General features: G+C 58.4%; 3 protein-coding genes. All 3 read right to left on the bottom strand.

The genetic code is table 11. From position 1 onward, the window contains the following. Window positions 1–581: 581 nt before the first annotated feature. From PSH76_RS12905 to PSH76_RS12895, 3 genes are read right to left on the bottom strand one after another with little or no spacing between them, the layout of a single operon-like run. Entirely contained in the window at window positions 582–1,217 is a 636-nt protein-coding gene (locus tag PSH76_RS12905; RefSeq protein ID WP_305494224.1) for a hypothetical protein, read from the bottom strand. Continuing rightward, the gene (locus tag PSH76_RS12900) at window positions 1,207–18,357 is read right to left on the bottom strand and encodes a hemagglutinin repeat-containing protein (RefSeq protein ID WP_305494223.1); all 17,151 of its coding nucleotides are present in this window, start codon (window positions 18,355–18,357) and stop codon (window positions 1,207–1,209) included. Before PSH76_RS12900 ends, PSH76_RS12905 begins: the two co-directional genes overlap by 11 nt. A 33-nt stretch (window positions 18,358–18,390) precedes the next feature. Next, window positions 18,391–20,112, bottom strand: a complete 1,722-nt coding sequence (locus PSH76_RS12895; RefSeq protein ID WP_370874652.1) for a ShlB/FhaC/HecB family hemolysin secretion/activation protein — start codon at window positions 20,110–20,112, stop codon at window positions 18,391–18,393. Window positions 20,113–20,354: the final 242 nt, after the last annotated feature.

Genomic DNA, 20,354 nt, shown 5'->3' with positions numbered 1-20,354 from the left:
GCCTTGTGAGTCAGTAATTAACGTCATAAAGCTAGTGGACTGTCCACCTGTTTTGGCATCAACACCAATAGGTCTTCACATATCAACCGTTCGAATAAAATTAAGAGAAAAAGGGGGGCAGATCTATTCTCCAGAGACTCATTCGTTATATCCAAAAAGGACTCGCCAAACCTATAAATAAATCCGCCCCCCTTTTTTCCAAAGTTATTGGCAGTTTGCCTGTCGCTTTTGCACAAATTAACTATTAAGAAGGCGCTTTAACTCCTTTCTTGCCAAGTGCCGATTACTTTGTGAGAAAGCCTTATCTGTTGACAATCTTTTCAGATCCTCCACAAAGGAATAGGCCTCTTGGACCGAACTGTGCGCGATCCAAGAAATGGCGAGTTTTATCCAATAGTCAGAGTCGCGCTTCAGCCCTATCTCTGCCACACTCATGCCATTCGGGACAAATTTATTTTACAAAGACTTATCCGCTACTGTTCAAGACCTTCACAAAACCCAAACTTCAAAAATAAATCTGTCCCCTTTTCTCCCCTAGAATCTGCACCCCGCTTCCTGCCAACTTACATGGCGAGTTAAATTTAGTCCAACAACCTCCCCACCACTTCTGGAGAGCCAACAGAAACAAAACCGCTTTCAAAATCATCAAACTCGCCAATAAGTTTGAGAACGAGCCCTCCCAACTGGAAAACACAACCAAAAAAACTCAAATCCTCAGACAATTCGCCAGACCAACCAACTTTGAGCGCGCGGCTCACGTCGAAATTTTGAGGCGCGGCAACAAGATAAGAGCAACGCTCTTCCAAAAGCGCGTCAACAACAGTATCAATAGACGATCTTGATAGACAGGTCGCACCAAAAAATTTCAATTTCCCATCGATCTCCACCACTATTTCCTGTGAGCGGCTATCACCTAAAACTTCAACTCCGCGAGCTTTCAATCCTCCCCATAGCTTGCGATAACGAGTGATTCTTGTATCTGGTTGCCACGCCGAGTGACCTATTAGCAGCCAGATATCATATTTGGGCATCCGCTCGCCTACAACCTGAAAGATAAAACTTAGTACATAACTCAACGATTCACGGCCTGAGCCTGCAATCAAAAAACTCGCTGCGGATAGAATTCTGCCCGTCTGTTCTTGCATACAACGAAGATTCAATACTTCATTGCGAACCGAAATATCAGGAGCATTCAGGATTTTTACTTTAATAGTCATAGTGTTTTCCAGACTCGTCGTTAAAGTGAGAGCCTCGATTCTGAGAGTTTCCCGCTCCAAAGTCATGACCTCCCGCATCATCCCGGATCCTTACTATCCGAGTTCCGCCACCTGGTGCGGGAACCTCGAATTCGTAGATGCGCCCAGGTTGAGGGTTGCCCCGCTTGTCAACATTCGGTAGAACCCGGCTCGGTTGCTGGCTTGTTGGAATACCCGATTGACGTTTAGCTTCATTGAACGCGCCGCCACGTCCTGCTCCCACCGGACTCATATTCTGTGGAATTGTACCCTTTACATCCGGATCTTTCCCTCCCTTGCCCTTGCGAGCAGGCATCGCCCCAAACAAAATACTGGAAAGTAGCTCACCACCGCCAATCAGATATTTGTCGCTGTCATACGTCGGATTCAGCTCGGTCCCTTCGATGATTTGAGCGACTTTCTGTCCGACGAACGCATTCGCTTTGTCTATGTTCTTCGAGATCGCCTGCCCCGCCTCGGTCCCCTCAACAGCCTTCATCGCAATGAATTGAGCAACCCCTTTAGGGCCTTGAGCCGCGGCCAACACATAGGCTATGGCTTCCACACTCTCAGGATGTTTGTTTTTATAAGTCTGTATTTCCCCGAGTTGACGAATCAGACCTTGAAGTTCTTCAATCCCTGTCGGGTTGACTTCCGACGTATCCAGTACCACTGCCTGAGGGTCGGGTTTATAGGTGCTCGACTCAACAAGCGTCTGCGCGTCGCTAAGCACCTGAGGTTCGATCCCATTTAACGACGCCATACTTCTCAGGACGCTGTCGATGAATTCGGGATCCCCCATTTTTGCCATTGCCGATCGAGGGCTCATACCAGAGAGAATGAGGGCTTCAAGCGTGCTTTCTGCCAAGTCTTTGCCGGCCATGGCTTCTGCACGAGCATCCATCGGACGGCCCTGCATGACTTCCACTCGATTGACTAATGCATGCAATGCCCCGGCGGCCTTGTTGAAGTTGTCCAACGCCGTTTTATCGTAATTGAGTAGCCCATCAGACCATTGCTTCAGCGTTTCTCCAGGTTTGAGCACAGCATCAATGGACGAACTACTCGCATACAAATCCGTTCGTTTTTCATCATCCTTGGTGATCTCATAGGCCTTACCCATATCCCGGTTCAACCCGGCCGTAGAGTCAGCGCCCGTCTCGGTATCCCCACGTACGACGATTTCACCTGCCCCCACCGTGGCGCGGACAATCTGCTCACGCTCTTTCTCGTAGTTCCAACCCTCAACGCTCCAGCCGGTCTGGCCTTCCTTGCCTTTGCCCGCCTGGCTGTTGTCTTGTACGGTGTTGCCTTTGCTTTCACTGCTCCCGGCTTTATAGGTGCCACCTACGTTCAGGTAGTACCCATGCTCTTTGTCTTGCCCGGCGATATCGCTGAAGCCGAGGGTGCCGGTGTCCAGTTTCAGGTTGCCGTTGTCAGCGGCGATGACGGCTCCGTCGATCTGGGTATGGTTCTCTGTTCTGATATCGACTGCATTTTTGCCGGTGATGCGGGTTTGCTCTTCGACCCAATCGGTTTTGCCCGTGGTCTTGCCAAAGCCGACCGAACCGCTGACACCGGCGCCCGGGCCGATGGTGGCCGTAACGCTGATATCAAACTCTTTGCCCTTGACCTTGCCCGTATCGGCTACCGACGAAACCTTGAGGTCGCCGCCCACGCGCCCCACCACTTCATCGCCTCTGAGGTTTGCTCCGCCGATGGTGGTGTCTTTGCCGCTGGCGAAACCCAGGCGGTCGCCGGCATAGAGGTAAGCCTCTTGTTGGCGTTGGCCTTCTCGCTCCAGGTTGCCCTTGCCCATACTGACACTGACGTAGACGCCAATACCTTCAGAGCCAAACGTCAGGCCTGCTTCCCCGCCGCCACTGTGGCGGTTGTTTTCGCTATTGCTGTCGTTATGCGCCGAACGAATATTCAAGTCGTTGCCGGCATTTAGCTCGATATCTCGCTGGGCTTTAGCCTGCGTTCCAATCAAGTTCAGGTCATTGCTGGCCTTGAGGTTGATATCGCGACCGGCTTCCAGCTGTGAAGCCGTAGACGAGCCTTGAGAGCTCTCGCCCGTAGCCGTGCCGAAGCTACCGCCGGCGCCCAACTTGATCCCGCCGCTGGTGCCGCCATGAATGCCGCCCCAACTTTGGGTGTGGGTGGTTTCTTCACTAATCCCGCCCTTGGCCACGTCCAGCGTGACGTCACGTCCTTTGATATTGATGTCACGCCCAGCGTCCAGGTGGCTTCCCTTCACCAGCACATCGTTACCAGCGTTAAGGTGCAGATCGTTACCGGCGCTCAGCGTCGAAGACCGGTTGGTTTGTTCGATAACCTGCTGGCTATTGGTTTGTTTACTGTTGCCAAACTTTCCGTCCAGCGTCGGCCCACTGACAAACTGACTGACCGAATCAACCGCTTTGAGTGTGCTTGAACCCTTGCTGACATTGTCCTCGCCTTTCCCTGCTCCACTGACGGCATCCTTGGTATTGGCATAGTTATGGTTGATCGAAACACCCAGGCCGTTGCTCTCTTTCTCGCGTATCTGCTCGGTGAGCACGCTTTCACGCGCAGCATCGATATTGATATTTCTGCCCGCCGTCAGCTCGATATCATTGGCGGCGCCAACGTCAGAGCCGCGTTGGTTGATATCACGCTTGGCGTTGATCGCCACATCTTGCCCGGCGCTGATCTGGCTGCTGGAAGCGGTCTCGTGTTCGACACGATTCTTTTCCCCACTGCCTTCGGTGCCAGCGAAGATGCTGATGCCATTACCGTTACTGGAGATGCTGGATCCCGTCTGTTTTTTCTTCTCCCAGCTACGTTCGCTGCTGGTGTCTTGAGCGGCGACCACATTGACGTCGCGCCCTGCATCCAGATTTACATTGCGCCCTGCGCTGATGCCGCTGCCAACCAGGTTGATATCCTGCGCAGCCTGCAAGCTGGCATCACGTTCAGCATTTACCTGGCTGCCCACGCTGGTGCTGCTTTGCGCTTCACGGCCGGCTTTTTTCGCTGACGAGATCGCGACCGACGTTGGCCTTTCCGTATATCCAAATTTCTTCTTATGTTCCTCGCTACGGCTATAGGCGGTGTCGTTCGCAGAAATCAGGTTGATGTCACCCGTGCTATTGACCAGCCCGGAGCGCAATTCAGTGTCGTTATCAGCACTTATCTCACTGGCCCGCACCCGCACATCATTACCCGCAGCCACCACCACATCATTGCCCGCCTCCAACTCGCTGCCCACTTGGCTCGCAGTAGTCTTCAACTGGCTCTTGCCGCTTTTGGACAACCCCAGGAACCCGGACTTGGTCTTCTTGCTGTAGGAGCCATGTTCCTCGACACCCGACAACACCGCGACGTCACCCGTGGCCCCCAGCAACATGTCCCCACCAGCCTTCAACTGGCTGCCGATCACGGTGACGTCACGCCCGCCGTCGATGCTCATGCCGCCATCAGTCTTCTTGGTGGCATTGATGGTCAGGTCTTTGCCGGCTTCGACGACGGAGGCTACGTTGGTGCTGTCGTAACTTTCCCGCTGCTGGCTTTTGCTACGACCGAACGAGCCCTTGCTCTTTTTCGAGTAGAACGAAGCGTCTTCGTCCAGGGCCGAGAGGATGCTCACATCGCGCTGTGCATCGAGGGCCACGTTGCCGCCGCCGGCGATTCGGCTGGCGGTGAGTTCCAGGTCTTTACCGGCATTGAGCGATACGTCGCCGCCGGCCGTCAGCACGCTGGAAACCTGGCTGATGTGGTCCTTGGACTGGGTGACCTTCTTGGACTTGCTGGAGGAATGCTGTTCGTCGGCGGCCGACGAAATACTCAGGTCCTCAGTCGTCGTGATGCTCAAGTCACGCTTGGTGTCGATGCGGCTGGCAATGGCGCTGAAGTCACGCCCTGCCGATACCTTGAGGTCGCGGCCGGCCTCCACACTGGCGCCGTTTTGCGTCACGGTTTCGGTGCGCAGGCGGTTGCCCAGGTCCAAGCCATTGCGTTGCTCAACGGCATCGATGTGCACATCGCGGCCAGCGACCAATGTGGTGTCACGCCCGCTTTGCAGTACGCCACCGGTATTGGCGATGTCACGGCCTGCATTCATCGTCAGGTCATTGGCAGCCTCGATGCGTGACGCGCTGTCGAGATAGTCGCGTCGCTCGGCAGTGCCGTTACCCGTACGGGTCACGGCACGCTCGTTGATCACATCCCCCTTGATCGCCGTCAGCGTGACGTCGCGTCCGGCGATGATGCCGCCGGACTTGTTGACGATGTTGTTACCCGCCAGCAGGTCGAGGCGGTTGCCGGCTTCGATCAAGCCGCTGTTGATCAGGTCATTGCCCGCTTTGGCGGACAGGTTGTTGGTGGCACGCAGGGTGCCGGCGTTCTCCAGGTTTTCGCCGGCGATCAGGTTAAGGTCATTGCCTGCGATCAATGCGCCGTTGGGTGCAAGACGATTGTCGGCCTGGGCCATGTACAGCACCGGCACCAGCACCTTTTCACCGTTCACTTCGTGCTGTTCAAGCCAGACGATGTCGTGGGTCAGCGCCGCGACCTGTTGCGAGGTCAAGGTAACGCCCACTGCCAGGTTCAGTTGCTGCTTGCTCTGGATCGCATTGTCCATCAGGTACTTGAACAGCTTTTCGTCGGTGTTCTGGCCGTCGATAAAACGCTGCCCTGTGCGTGCTTGCACAGCCTGCTGGATCAACCGTTGTTCATACAACCCGTCACCCAGGCGCTTGGCACTTTCGTCCGGGTTGTAACCCAGCCCTGCGAGCAAGTAGTCGGAGCTCATGAACTGCTTGAGGTCCGTGAGCACCGGGTTGGTTTCGATCAGGTATTTATGTGGTTGCGACTTTGGCGCGGTAGGCGTGAAGCCTTGCACGCGGTTGATGGTCTGGCTGGCGACCGGAGTGGTTTGCGCCAGCGCATTGACCGGCTGGGCAATCACCTCCGCGACCTGGGTTGGGCTGCTGCCCGCACCTTGTGCGACGGGTGTGTACACCACCGGCTGCACGCCTGGCATAACCGGCATCACGCCAGGGATATTCAACGTCGGCCGAGCGGGCTCGCCCGGTGTGGCGACCTGAACGTGGGTGTCTCTTTGGGTCAGCGCCAGGTCTGGCTGGTCCGTAGGCCCTGTGACCTTCGCCACTGGCGGCGTTGAACCGCTGGACGGATCTTGGGCGTTGATACCGTCGCCCCGGGCGATTTCACCTGGGGTGATCTGGCTGGGCGTCCAGCCACTCCCGTTGGCCACATCGCCGGCCCCAGCAACGTTAAGCGTTCTGGTGGTGGCGGTGACACCACTGACCTGACGTGCAGTGGAGTCCACCTGACGCGTAGCTGCGCCCTGTTGAGTGACGCTTTTGAAATCGAAGGTGCGCGTTTCAAGCGCCGGTTGTGCATCCTGGCGTTGAGCCAGGCCGAGGGTCGCACCGCCCATGGTCCAGCTCTGTGGGCCACTGGTGGCTTGGGTGGCCTGGGTATCCTCACCCGCCCGGCTACTGAGGCGGAACAGGCCGTGAGTGCCCGTGGGCAAGGTGAACCCGCGTAGCGTCAAGGGGTTGACTTGTTGTTGGGCCAAGTCCGGTGGCAGTTGCGCATTCAAGTCGATTGCAACAACAGCACTATTGACTGGACGAGTGGCATCAAACCCACGTCCGGAACCTGTCGATATTGGCTGTCCCTCTTGAATGACACTGTTGACCAGATTCTTGCTGGCATTGATTTGAACCGCACCGCCAGCCTGAACGATGGCTTGGGCAGTGCCTGCACTGCCAGGCTTGGAGATCATTCGCTGATCGTAGAAATTGACTCCGCTCAGAGTGGCCGGTAACGCTGACCTGTTGCCCGCGTTGTAGGCCGGCGCAGGAAACAGGGCTTGGAAATTGACATTGAAGGTCGTGTAAGTTTTCCAGCCAAACGTCAGGTTGGTTTGTCGTTGAGCCGTACCCCCCATTCGCGTATAGGGCGTCACCATCGACTCGTTCCAGTTTTGATCCCAGAAATGTAGGGTTCCCGCGCGTCTCGAACCGGAGCCTTGAAGCGTATAGGACGGATCATTCGCAGCGTTGTAATCCATGACCGAACGCCAGAAACGGGAGATATTCTTGTCTTCCTTGAGGTTAGGAAGGTCGAAAGACTTGAGAACCGAATACTTTCCTAATGTGGCGCCAACGTTACTGAAGTTTTCCAGCGCAGCACTGATATTGCCGGTAGCCGAAACAACCGAGGCGGAGTTCAGCAGGCTACGCCCCTGAACATCCAGGTTCCTGCCGGACAAGATGCTTGCGGACACCGACTCCGCATCCACCTTGGACTCATACTCTTCCATCAGCACCATGTGCCCGCCCCGTGCGGACGTGCCTCTCATCCCGATAGCGCCGGATACCAATGACGAAGAAACATTGAAGAATTCTTTCTTGTTCTCTATCGCGCCCACATGGAGCGTCATATCGCCCGCACTTTCCAAGTTGGCGGAAACATTGTTCAGCGTGCCAGCCCAATTGCCCTGTTTATCCCGCGCAACAAAGAGGTTGCCCAGGCTGTAAACATCAGCATTTTTATTGGTAAAACTCTCAGCCAGCAGCGACATGTCACCACCGCTGATGATCGAGCCTCGCTCGTTGAGCAAGGTCTGCGTGTCAATCTGCATGCCCTCACTACTGCCGAGGGTGCCCGCGTTGGTCAGGGCTCCGGCGCTGACTGCCAGATTGCCCATCGAGCTGATCCGGCCCAAGTTAGTCATTTGGCCTGCGACGCTGATGGTAGTCCCTCGGCCCCCCGTAATACTTGAAGCAGCATCAAGGTTTAACGAAGCGGCGCCGACGTTCAGGGTATCTACGCTGCTGACACGCCCTCTGCCGCCGTAGGTCCCCGTTAGCCCCAAGCTGAGCGTGCCGTCACTGGCAATCAACCCATTATTGACCCAGCTCCCTCCCTTCCCTTCCAAGTGCGTCGACGCCAGCAACTGCCCGGTTTCGGTCTGGGTGAAGTTATTGACGTTAACGTTCAAACGCCCCGCCTGGATGACGCTGGTATTGGTCCAGGTATCTGCGTTCAGGGTCAGGCCACCACGGGTGACAACGGTACCGCCGGCGCCGGTTACGTTGGGCAACGAGATGTCGAACGTGCCCTCACCCACATGCAGCAATTGCCCGCCGTTGTTCTGGAAGCTGGCAGCCGCCAGGGTCAGGTCCTGGTTGGCGGTTTCCACGGCGCCGTTACGGTTGTCGAACACGCCGCCGATCTGGAACTCTGTCTTGCCGGCGCGTCCCAGGGCGCGCAACTTGCCGCCCTGGTTATCGATGGCGTTGGCGGCCACGATCAGGTTGTTGGTGCTTTCGATCAGGCCGTTGTGGTTGGTCAACTGGCCGTTGAGGCCGAGCGCGATCTGGTCGCCGGCGATCTGCCCGGCGCTGTTATCCAGGGCGCTGCCATTGATGCGCATCAGGCCCTTGGCATACAACGCGCCCTGCTGGTTATTCAGGGTTGCCGCAGTCAGCAGCGCATCGCTGGTCTGTGCTCCCACATAGCCGCCCTGGTTATCGAGGTGACCGGCACTGAGTAACAGGCGCTGGCCCTGAATCAAGCCGCCCTTGGGGCTGGCGCTCAGGTCATGACCGTTGCGCAACACACCCACCACACCGGCCTCGATGGCACCCTTGAGACTGGCGAGCACGCCGCTGCGGTTGTCGAGGTTGCCGGCCTTGATGTGCACGTCACCGGTCTGGCTGATGATATTGCCGCGCTGGTTGTCGAGATCGCCATTGACCTCGACCCGCAGGCCGTTCTGCCCCTGTATCTTGCCCTGCGCGTTGGTCAGGCCAAAGGCATTGATTTGCAGGTCCCCGTCTTGACTGTAAATCAGGCCGTCGGCGTTGTTTTGAACGATAGCGCTGGCATCAATGGCTAGCCGACCTTTGGACGCAACGGTGCCACCTTCGCTATTGTTCAGACCACCCATGGCCAATGACAGAGCGCCCTGGCTAGCGAGTTGCCCACCACGGTTATCCACTTCAATAGCTTGCTTGAGCACCAGCGAACTGGTACCCGCGATCTTGCCGTTGACGTTGCCAAGGTGACCTTGCAGGTTCAGCACCAGATGGTCGTTACCCATCAGCGAACCACCGGTGTTGAGGAAGTTGCCACCCAGGAAGTTCAGGTTGCGCAGGGCCGTGATAGTGCCGGCACTGTTGTCGAGGTTGGCCGCGCTCAGATCCAGCGTCGAACCGCTGTCGATCAACCCACCTTGGGTGTTGTTCAATGTGCCAATTACGCTCAAGGTCTGCTGCGCGCCGCTGGAGATAACACCTTTGTTGCTGTTATCCAGGCTGGCGGCGCTGACATTCAACCGCCCCTGGCTGGCCAGCGCACCTTCGCCACTGTTGAGCAAGTGACCACCAAGGCGTACATCCAGAGCGCCGTTGCGACTGGACAGCGTACCTTTGTCACGGTTGTCCAACTGGGTGCCGATCAGGTTGAGCCCTTGCCAACCCGACAGCAAGCCGCCGCGATTGACGATGTCGTCTGCATTCAGCGTCAGCAGTTGCTGACTGATAAGCGTACCGGCGCTGTTGTCCAGGTTACGCAGCGTCAGGTTCAGGGCATTTTGGCTGGACAGTTCGCCGCCCTGGTTTTGCAAGTCACGTACATGTTTGAGGGTCAACGGGCCTTTGGCGAAGATCAGACCTTTGCGGTTATCCAGATCACCGTTTGCCAGGTCCACGCTCAGGCGCTGCTCACCTATCAACCTGCCGCCACGCAAGGCCATGGAAGTGAGTGTGAGGTCCATGCCGCCCTTGGCCGACACCTCGCCACCGTCACTGGCGTCTAAACTTTGTGCAGTGAGTTCCAGGCCGCCCTGGCTGTTGATCAGGCCTTTGGCGCTGTTGTCCACGGCCAACGCATTGAGCGTCAGCGCGCTGGTACCCAGCAGGCTGCCGCCCTGGTTATTGAAGTTGCCCGCATTGACTGTCAATGCTTGCGCGGCGTTGATCAAACCTTGTTGCCCGTTGCTCAGCAGCCCGGTGCTGGTCAACTCAAGGCCGCCGCGGCTGGTGAGCGTACCGCCGCTGTTATCGACCGCGGCCGCTTGCGCACTCAGGCTTGCACCTGCAACCAAACCCTTGACGTTAGTGAGTACCTGGTCGATACGCAGGGTCAGGCCCTGGTTGCTGAGAAGGCGGCCACTGCTGTTATCCAGGTTGCGCGCAACGATATTGAACGCCTGAGCGCTGGAGACTTCACCGGCCTGATTGTTCACGCCGTTGAGGTGGTTGAGCACCAGCGGCCCATTCGCGTTGATCAGGCCTTGCTGGTTGTTAAGCTGGCCGTTGTTCAGGTCCAGCGTCAGCCCGGCGTTGCTGAACAGCTTGCCGCCTGGCTGATCAAGCCCGTCGACGCTGGCCGTCAGGGCCTGGGCGCTGCCGATGCTGCCGGCGCTGTTATTCAGTAGCCCCGCCTTCAGTTTCAGGGTGTCGCCACTGGTGAGACGGCCCCCCGTGTTATCCAGCGCGCCGGTGCTTACGCTGACCGCCCCTTTGCCGCTGAGCACGCCCTTCTGGTTCCCCAGGCTGGCGCTGCGCAGTTGCAGGGTGCTGTCAGTCACGAGCTCACCGCCCTCGTTGTCCAGCGCCCCTGTCAGACCCAGCGCCAGCGCCTGGGCACTGGACATTCGGCCCTGACGGTTGACCAGGCTGGCTGCGTTGACGCCCAGGCGCCCTTCACTGTTGACCACGCCCTGGCTGTTATTCAGCTCTCCTTTGAGTTCCAGTTGCACAAGCTGCTGGGCGAGCAGTTTGCCCGTGCTGTTGTCCAGGTCCTGAGCGCTCAGCATCAAACGCTGCGTGTTGAGCTGGCCTTGATTGCGATTAAGCAGCTGGGTGAGCGTAAGGTTCAAGGATTGCCCGGCCAGCACACGACCCGCATCGCTGTTATCCAAGGTGTGCCCTGTAACGGTCAGGTCGGCGTTGGTCGACAGTTCGCCACCACGGTTGTCGACCCGATCGACTAGCAGTTTCACCGCCTTATCGGCGCCAACCAGGCCTTTGCGGTTGTCCAGGACCGCACCACGCACATCCACGGCGGTGGTGCTGATGAGTTGACCGCCGCGGTTATCGACCTGATCGATATCAACCGTCACCAAGGCTTTGCCCGATACATCACCGCCACGGTTGTCGAGCCGCGCAGAAGACAGCCGCATGGCACCGTCGGCAATCAGCGTTCCGCGCTGGTTATCCAGCGCCTGGGTGGCAGAGACGTCCATGACGCCACGACTGTTGAGCAAACCATCAGTGTTGTCCAAGCGAGCACTGTTGGCGTTAAGGGAGGCTGCGCTGATCGCACCTTTGGCGTTGCTCAAGGCGTCTTGAATCTGCAGTGTCAGGCCCTGGTTACTGATCAGCTTACCGCCGCCGTTATCCAGGTTGCGAGCTGCCAGGCTGAAGGCTTGCTGGCTGGACATTTCGCCACGCTGGTTATTGACATCAGCCAGGTTTTTCAACATCAGCAGCGGGCTATTGATCAGGCCGCCCACGTTGCTCAATTGGCCGTGATTGAGGTCCAGATCGAGCTGGGTATTGCTGAACAGTTCACCACCCTGCTGATTCAAGCCGGTGAGGGTGGCGGTCAGGTTTTTGCTGCTGGCGATACGTCCGCTGTTGTCCACCTGGGTGGCTGCCAGGTCCAGGCGATCAGAGCTGGTGATACGGCCATTGTTGTTCAGCGCGCCGGTGGCCAGGGTCAGCGCACCACGGCTGTTGAGCAGGCCTTTGGGGCCGTTGTCCAGGCTCGCGCTGGTGAGCGTCAGGGCGGCATCGGTCTCCATGACGCCGCCCTGGTTGGTGATAGCACCGCTGGCAGCAAGGGTGAGCGCACCTGCCGAAGAGACGGCACCCGCGTCGTTGTTGAGCGTCGCGCTGGTCATCTGCAGGGTGCCTTCGCTGCTGATTTTGCCCAGCTGGTTATCCAGCCGACCATCCAGTTCAGTGCCGGGAATGGCGACCAGCGACATGCTCAGCGATTGCTGGCCCGCGAAAGTGCCTTGGCCGTTATCCAGGCGCGCGCCGTTGAAGCGGTTGTCCCGGGCGAAAATCAATCCTTGGGCCTGGTTGATCACATGCGCCACGGCCAAGTCCAATGCGGTACCGGCGATCAGTTTTCCCGCGCTGTTATCCAGGCGCTGCGCCTTGAAGTCGATGCTGCTCTGGCTGGAAATCTCACCCGCACGGTTATCAACGGCGTCGACCGTCAGTTTCAGCGCTTTTGTGGCGCCTACCAGGCCGCCCTCGCGATTGTCCAGGGAGGCCCCGCTAAGGCTCAGCTCATCCTGGGCAACCAGTTCACCGCCCTGTTGGGCCAGTACGCCGATAGTTGCCTGCAGATCTGCCTGGCTGGCGATGCGGCCAGCCGCGTTTTCTACAGTGTCGGCCGTCAGGCGCAGGGGCCCCACGGCACTGACCAGGCCCTTCTGGTTGCGCAACTGTTGCCCGGCGAAGCCCAAGGCCGCCTTGCTGCTGAGCGAACCGTGTTGGTTGTCCAACTCACCCACATGGAGTTGAAGGTCCTTCTGGGAAAGGATCACGCCTGAGCGGTTGTCGACTTTCGCACTGTGCACCGTCAACAGGTCCTGCCCGGTCAGCCGCCCTTCGCGGTTATCCAAATGACCGGCACGCAGTTCCATCGCGCCTTTGGCCAACACCTGCCCTTTGGCCTGATTGTCCAGTAACCCATCAATCGTGGCCTTGAGTTGGCCGTCACTGCCCAATTTCCCGGCCTGGCGGTTATCCAGGCTGGCAGCGTGCACGTTCAACGAGGTGCCGGCCCCGAGTGTGCCGGCCTGATTATTCAGTGCGCCCTTGACCTTCACGTCCAGGCTGACATCACCGAGCACTTGCCCGCCAGTGTTACTCAAACTGGCCGCCTTCAGCTGCGTGTGGCCTGCACTGACGATTTCGCCCTGGTCGTTAAGCAGGTCCTCACTGACCGCCAGGCGCGCATCCAGCGCGCTGCTGACCTTGCCTTCGCGGTTGTCCAGGCGCGCGGCATCGATCTCGACACCAACGGCTGAAATCAGCCCCTTGACGTTAAGCAGCGCCTGTTCGATTTTGAGGGCCAAGCCTTGGTCGCTGAGTACGTTACCGCCGCTGTTGTCCAGGGTGCCGGCACGCAAAGTGAAGGCCTTGGCGCTGGAGATTTCACCGTTACGGTTGTCGACGCTTTTGAGGTTTTTGAGCAACAACTGCCCTGGCGCATTAATAAAGCCATCGGCGTTATTCAAGTGCCCCTGGTTCATGTCCAGGGTCAGTTCGCTGTTGCTGTAAAACTCACCGGCTCCGCGCTGGTCAAGGCTGGTGAGGCTGGCGTTGAGCGCCTGGCCACTGGCGATACGCCCCTCGAAACGGTTATCTACGTCGGTGGCTGTGAGGTTGAGGCGCTCAGCGCTGGTGACACGGCCTTGATGCTGGTTAAGCAATACGCCTGTGGTCAGTTGCAGTGCACCGTCAGCCACAATGCGCCCTTGGCTGTTGTCGACACTGCCCGCATTTACCGTCGCCGTATCAGCGCTGAGCACCTCGCCGTTCTGATTGGCTAGGGCATTGGCGGAGCTCAACAGTAACGCCCCGCCGCTGCTGATACGCCCGCCGTTGTTACCCAGGCTGGCGCTGCGCAGTTGCAAGGCGGCGTCGCTGCGCATCACGCCTTGGCTGTTGTCAGCCTGCCCGGCCAGCGTCACGTTGAGGTTGCGTTTGGCGTAGAGACTGCCCTGGGCGCTGTTATCCAGGCGGGTGGCCTTCAGGCTCACATCCTGTTGCGCAGAAACCAGGCCTTTGAGCTGGTTGTTCAGCCTGTCGAGCGTCAACTGAAGCGTGCTATTGGCCAGTACACGACCGGCATTGCTGTTGTCCAGCTCACGGCCCGTCATCGTCAGTTCGGTAACACTGGAAACTTCACCCCCTCGGTTGTCCACTTTGCCAATGGCCAGGTTCATGGCCTCGCCCGAGTTGAGCAACCCGGCCTGACGGTTATCCAGCTCGTCACCCTTGACCTGCAACTGCCCAACCGAAGTGATGCGGCCACCTCGGTTATCCACGCGTCCCACCTCAAGTTGCGCCCCGGCCTTGCTGGTGAGGCGGCCGTTAGCCTGGTTGTCCAGGCTGGCAGCATTGAGGGTCAACGCTTGGTCGGCGGCAAACAGCCCGGCCTGATTCAACAAACCGGCTGAAATCTGCGCCGTCAGCGTGCCGTCACTGGTCAGCTTGCCGGCGCTGTTATCGAGGCTGGCGACATTGACCGTCAATGCTTGACCGGCGGCCAATGTGCCCTTGCCATTGTTGACGGCGCCGAGGCTGCTCAAGGTCAAACGGTTATCGCCCTGGACGCGGCCTTGACTGTTATTCAGCGCAGCCGCTTTGACTGCCACCTGCTGACCCAGCAGTTCGCCGGTACGGTTATCCAGCTTACCGTCCACGCTGAGGTCCAGATTAGAACCGGCACTCAACTTGCCTCCCTGGTTGTCCAGGCTGGCGCTGCTGACCTGCAAGGCCGCCGCGGAAATCAGGCCACGGGTGTTATCCAGTGCCTGGGCGATTCGCAGGGTCAACGCTTGCTGGCTGAGTAACTTGCCGTCCGCTGTGTTCAAGGCGGTTGCCGCCAGCTCAAAGGCGTGGGCGCTGGAAATTTCACCGCCCTGGTTATCGATGCTGCCCAGTTGCTTGAGCAGCAATTGCCCAGGCGCATTGATCAAACCACCGTTATTGTTGAGGTGGCCACCTTGCATATCCAGGCTTACATCGGCTTGGCTTGCGACATGCCCATTACGGCTGTTGTCCAGTGCAGTAACGGTCATCCCCAACTGAGTGGCACTGCGCAGTTCTCCGCCTTGGTTGCTCAGGTTGCCCGTTGCAATCTTCAGCTCACCGGCACTCGACAGCGTTGCGTCATCGTTGGTTAAACCGCCGGCATTGATGGTCAGGCGAGCATCGCTGCGCAGCGTGCCTTGGGCGTTGTTCAACTGACCGCCAACATCCACACCCAGCTGGTGTTTGGCGTACAGGCTCCCGCCCGCGCGGTTATCGATGCCTTGTGCGCTGATCTGTACCTGCTGAGCGGCAATACGACCGTTGAGCGAGTTGTTCAAGTCAGCGACGTTCACCTGCAAGTCAGTGCCGGCGCTCACCAGCCCCGCTTGATTGAGCATATTCGCGGCTATACGCGCCGTCAGCGCCGCGTCGCTGGTCAGCTTGCCCTGACGGTTGTCCAGGCTGGCGCTGTTGACGGTCACGCTTTGCCCAGCGGCCAATGTGCCGGCCTGGTTACTGATCGCGCCACCCGCTTGGAGCCGCAGCGTCCCATCACCCTGCACCAGGCCCTCATCGTTATTGAGCGTCCCAACCCCAAGCATCAGGTGCTTGCCTAGCACCTTCGCGCTGCGGTTATCCAATTCGCCATCGACGTGCAGGTTGAGGCCTTCCATCGCAGCGAGTCGACCGCCTTGGTTAATCAGTGTGCCCGCGCGTACCTCCAGGGCCTTGGCGGTTAACCCGCCTTTGGTATTGTCCAGTGCGCGGGCAATGCGCACGCTCAAGGCTTGCTCGCTGAGCAGTTTGCCGGCGCTGTTATTAAGCTGGTCCGCGACCAGCTCGAAGGCCTGGGTGCTGGAGATTTCGCCGCCCTGGTTATCGACGCTGTTCAGTTGAGTCAGCAATAACTGGCCAGGGGAGTTGATCAAGCCACCCTGGTTGTTGAGGTGGCCCCGATTGAGGTTCAGGCTCAGATTGCCTTGGCTGAAAAGTTGGCCGCCATTGCTGTTGTCCAGGCTACCTACGGTCAACTGTGCGCCTGAATCGGCACTCACACTCCCGCCTTGATTGGCCAGCGAACCACCCACCCGAGCATCAAGCTGGCCACGGCTGTGAACTCGACCGCGTTGGTCATTGATCAAACTGGCAACATCAATATCCAGGCCGCTGGCTGCAATCAGCCCTGCACCGTTGTTGAGCGCCTGTACGATTTTCAGGCCCAAGGCCTGGTCGCTGAGCAGCTTGCCAGCGCGGTTGTCCAGGCTGTTGGCAGTGAGCGTGAACCCATGAGCGCTGGAAATTTCGCCGCTGCGGTTGTCAACGCTATTGAGCTTGTTCAACGTCAGTTGGCCAGCGGCGTTGATCAAGCCACCGTCGCGGTTGTCGAGGTGGCCGTTGCCCAGGTCCAGGACTGCATCGCTATTGCTGTAAAGGCGCCCCTGCTCATGCTGGTCGAGGCTGGTGACACGGGCAGTGAGGGCCTTGGCACTGGAAATGGATCCACCTTGGCTGTTAATTACTGGGCCGGCCGTGAGTTCGAGGGCGCCACCGCTGGAGAGCACGCCATGTTGTTGGTTGTTGAGTTTGCCGGCGTTGACCTGTGCGGTGGCACCCGATTCGATGCGGCCCTGCTGCTGATTATCCAACGTGCCGGCAATATTCAGCCCAAGGTCGCCCTGGCTGGTGAGGATGCCTGACTGGCTATTGTCCAGTTGCCCGGCGTTGACCTGCGCCATCTGCCCGGCCACCAGGCGACCGCTTTGATTGTTCACCGCCGCGCTGGCAGTCAAGCGCAACGCCTGGCCCGCAGATATCAGGCCGGCGACGTTGTCCAGGCTGTCGACCTGCAAAGTGACTTCAGCAAGGCTTGAGAGCTCGCCCTTGCGATTGACCAACTGCCCGATGCGGCCGCTGAGCCCTCGGTCGCCCACCACCAGGCCTGCGTCAGCATTGAGCAACCGTGCGGCATTCAACTCAATGCGTGCTGCGCTCAACACGCGGCCTTGCTGTTGGTTGTCCAGTTCTTCGGTCGTCACCTTCAGCTGGTTTTGCGCGCTAAGGGTGCCGCTGCGGTTGTCGAGAATGCCCTCCACCTTGACGCTCAGGTCACGACTGGCGATGACGGTTTTGCCGTTGTTATTCAACTGGGCAGCAGTGACGTGGATATCGCCCTGAGCATTGCGCGTCTGATCAGCATTGACGCCCGCTTCGATCACGCCGTTGTTGGTCAACACCCCACCGCTTTGCAGCGCCACGCGATCACGCGCAGCCAGGCTTTTTTGATTGAGCAAGTCGCCTTGCGTCTTCATCTCAAGCACACTGCCCGCCGCGACCACGCCTTGGGCTTCAACGCTGCGGGCCTTTACGCCAATGGCACCGGCCGCCGTTGTCTGGCCCATGACCACATGGCCACCGGCATCAATCTGAATATCACCGCCAGCGACCATGTCCCCTGACAACTTCACGCCGACACCCGCCTCGGTCCCCACTAGCTTGACGGCGCCCACATACATGCCGCCCAGCGCCGACGAGTCAATCGCCAGATCCGGCGCCTGGCTGCCATCTGCGGCTCGCGCGGTGGCATTCAAGGTACGTGCGTCCACGTCATTACGACCGGCGACGACGGTGAGTTTTTTCGCCTGGACCTGCGCGTTGATGGTGGTGGCACGGGTGATGATTTCGAACTGATCGACGTTGCTGGCGTTCAGGCCGGCGCCTTCAATGGCAACAGTGCCCTGGTCGACCTGGTAACGAGTGATCTGGCCGTTTTCGATCACGGCTTTACCGGTGGTAAGCGTCGCTTGTGGAGTGTTGATAAAGCCGCAACCGTTACAGCTGATGCCATATGGGTTGGCAACGATTACATGGGCTGATTGCCCGGCCACTTCGGTGTAGCCGCGCAGTTGGCTGGGGCTGCCGCCGTTAACTTCGTTGAGAATGATATTGGCCGCGGTGCCATGGAGATTGGGGTTGCCGACGATAATGCCGCCCAGTTGGGTGGACTGGGTACGGTCGGTGGCGTTATTGAGGATGACCCCGTTGGCGCCGACGTTGTAGTCATGAAATTGGTTGTGTGAGAGTCCGTTGGCATTCGGCGTGGCGATGTTGACGATGGGCACGCCATTCCCCGCTTGCCCGACTGTCGTACCGGGGGCATTCACCACAATGCCGTCTGCCTGGGCCAGCAACGGGTGCCAGAACATGGCGTTGGCCAGAATCAATGCCAATCCACGTTTAGGCAGCCCCAGGAAATGGGAACGGCTTTTTACGGCAGCAGAAGGCTGGCGCGCGAGGAATGCGTACTGGCGAACGTCCATGTCATGTCTCAAAGCCCGAAGGCGGTCAAAAATTTAAAGGAAAAAATCCAGACGGAAATAGATCGGCGCTTCACGGTCCGTGATCGCTTCCGGTCGTTCCAACGAGTGTGCAAAGGTCACGCTGGCCGCGACGTTCTTGCCGCGCGCAAACAACTCCACCGAGTTGCTGCTCATGCGCCCATGCTGCTCGGCGTTGTAGCGCCCATGGCTGATCACGCCCTGGTCGTAGCCAAGGCTCGTGCCGTATTCAGTGAACACCGGCTGCATCCAGGCCCAGGTTACCGGCCGGCTCCAGCGCAGGTCGTTGCGCCAATAGCCGCCGCTGTCGCCAGCGAGCATCTGGTCTTTGTAGCCACGAATTGAGGACTGCCCACCCAGGCTCATGCGCTGGGGGCTGAACAACACGTCCTCGCTGTGCTGGCCAGTCATCAAACTGCTGAAGCTGAACGACTCGCCCCACAGTTTGAATGGATACAAATAGCTCACCGTGGCGGTGTACTTGCGATAGCGCGCATCCGGCTGCCCAGGCTTTGGATCGTGATTGGCCTGGGCATCGAATGCGCCGATGCCGTTTTGCATACCGAGGTCAACGTTGAGAAACGAACCGCCGATACGCCGACCATGGTTGATACCTACTTGCGCTTCGCTGAGGCGGTTGCTGCTCAAGGCAAGCTTGCTGTCTTCGATAAAGTTGTTGGTACGAAGATAGGCAATGCCAGTGCTCAGGGACGTTTTGCTCAAAGCGTCACGATGGATAACCCGCTCCAGGCGCAACTGATGAGTCTGACTGTCGCCCGTCTGCTTGAATTTGAAGTTGTTGGCCTCGGCCCGGGAGCGGTATTCACTGTCGATATAGCTATACGAGAGGTTCCACCAACCGAACGGCAGGCTATAACTGAGCATCGAATTGCGTGAAGTTTTCTGGTGATCGCTGACGGCATCGTGGCCGCCACGCAGCGAAAGTTGGTCGGCCAGGCCCAACGGATTGTCCCAATCCAGGCTGGCGCCCCACTGCTGTTCACCGGTGCTGCGCTGGCCGCCGTTGTGCCGCGACAGGCCGACACGCCAGGGCTTTTGCGCGGTGTTTTTGACCAGCACATCACTGCCCCCCACGGCCTTGCCCGGCGCGAGCTCCATCTGCGCCTGGTTCGAAGGCAAACGATTCAACTGATCGACCATCTGCTCGATTTCGCGCAGATTGAGCAGTTCGCCCTGCTTGCCGGGGAAGCTCATGGTCAGTTGGCGGTCAGTGATGCCGCTGCCTTCGGCAGCTTTCAGGCTCTCCAGCTTACCTTCAACCACTTGAATCTTGAGATTGCCGCTGGAAAGGTCCTGCTGCAGCAAGTAGGCGCGACTGGTGACCAGGCCTTTGGCCAGATAACGGTCGGTGATCACTTTGAGTACTGCGTTGAGCTGCGGCACACCAAGACATTGGCCGACATAGGGCTTGATCAGATCATCGCGTTCACCTTCGCTCAGCGCATCCGCACCGCCCAGCTCAATGGTTTTGATCGCAAAGCAGCGCGTATCGACGGGGGTTGTCGGGGTTGCCGGCGCGGCGGCTTTACCGGGCAGGTCTTTGAGTTCTTCAAGGCGCCGTTGCTGCTCTTCGAGCAGGCGGTCCTGGCGGTCACGGATCAGGTCGGTGATGCCGGGAGCGTTCTGCGGCGTGGCCGCTTGCGCCCATCCGGAGGTGCCCAGGCAAAAAAAAGCGGACAGCAGGCTTAACCTGGTCCGACGCGGTAAACGCCACACTTTATAGATCCCTCTATATGGCCTTATGCCATCCAATGTGGCGATGATAAGATGTCATTTTGATGGCGTCAATTAACAGTGCAAATTCGTTCAACCCTTCACGCAGAGCTGCTCAGGCTTGAAATGTAGAGTTTTTGCGGGTTTTAACCCTGCCGCCAAGCACTGATGCAGCGTGTGGTATCGCGCCGTTGTGTTAAGCAACAAGCCATAAAAAACCCCACAGCATCAAGGATCCTGTGAGG

It is taken from the genome of Pseudomonas sp. FP215 (genome assembly GCF_030687795.1).
Taxonomy (GTDB): domain Bacteria; phylum Pseudomonadota; class Gammaproteobacteria; order Pseudomonadales; family Pseudomonadaceae; genus Aquipseudomonas; species Aquipseudomonas salmasensis.
Note: the sequence above shows the minus strand (reverse complement) of the source record. Positions and strands in the feature narration are given on the sequence as shown.

What these genes read in the sequence shown, in the direction of transcription:
- PSH76_RS12905 (WP_305494224.1), bottom strand. Translation starts at nt 1,217, where the DNA reads ATGACTATTAAAGTAAAAATCCTGAATGCTCCTGATATTTCGGTTCGC.
- PSH76_RS12900 (WP_305494223.1), bottom strand. Translation starts at nt 18,357, where the DNA reads ATGGACGTTCGCCAGTACGCATTCCTCGCGCGCCAGCCTTCTGCTGCC.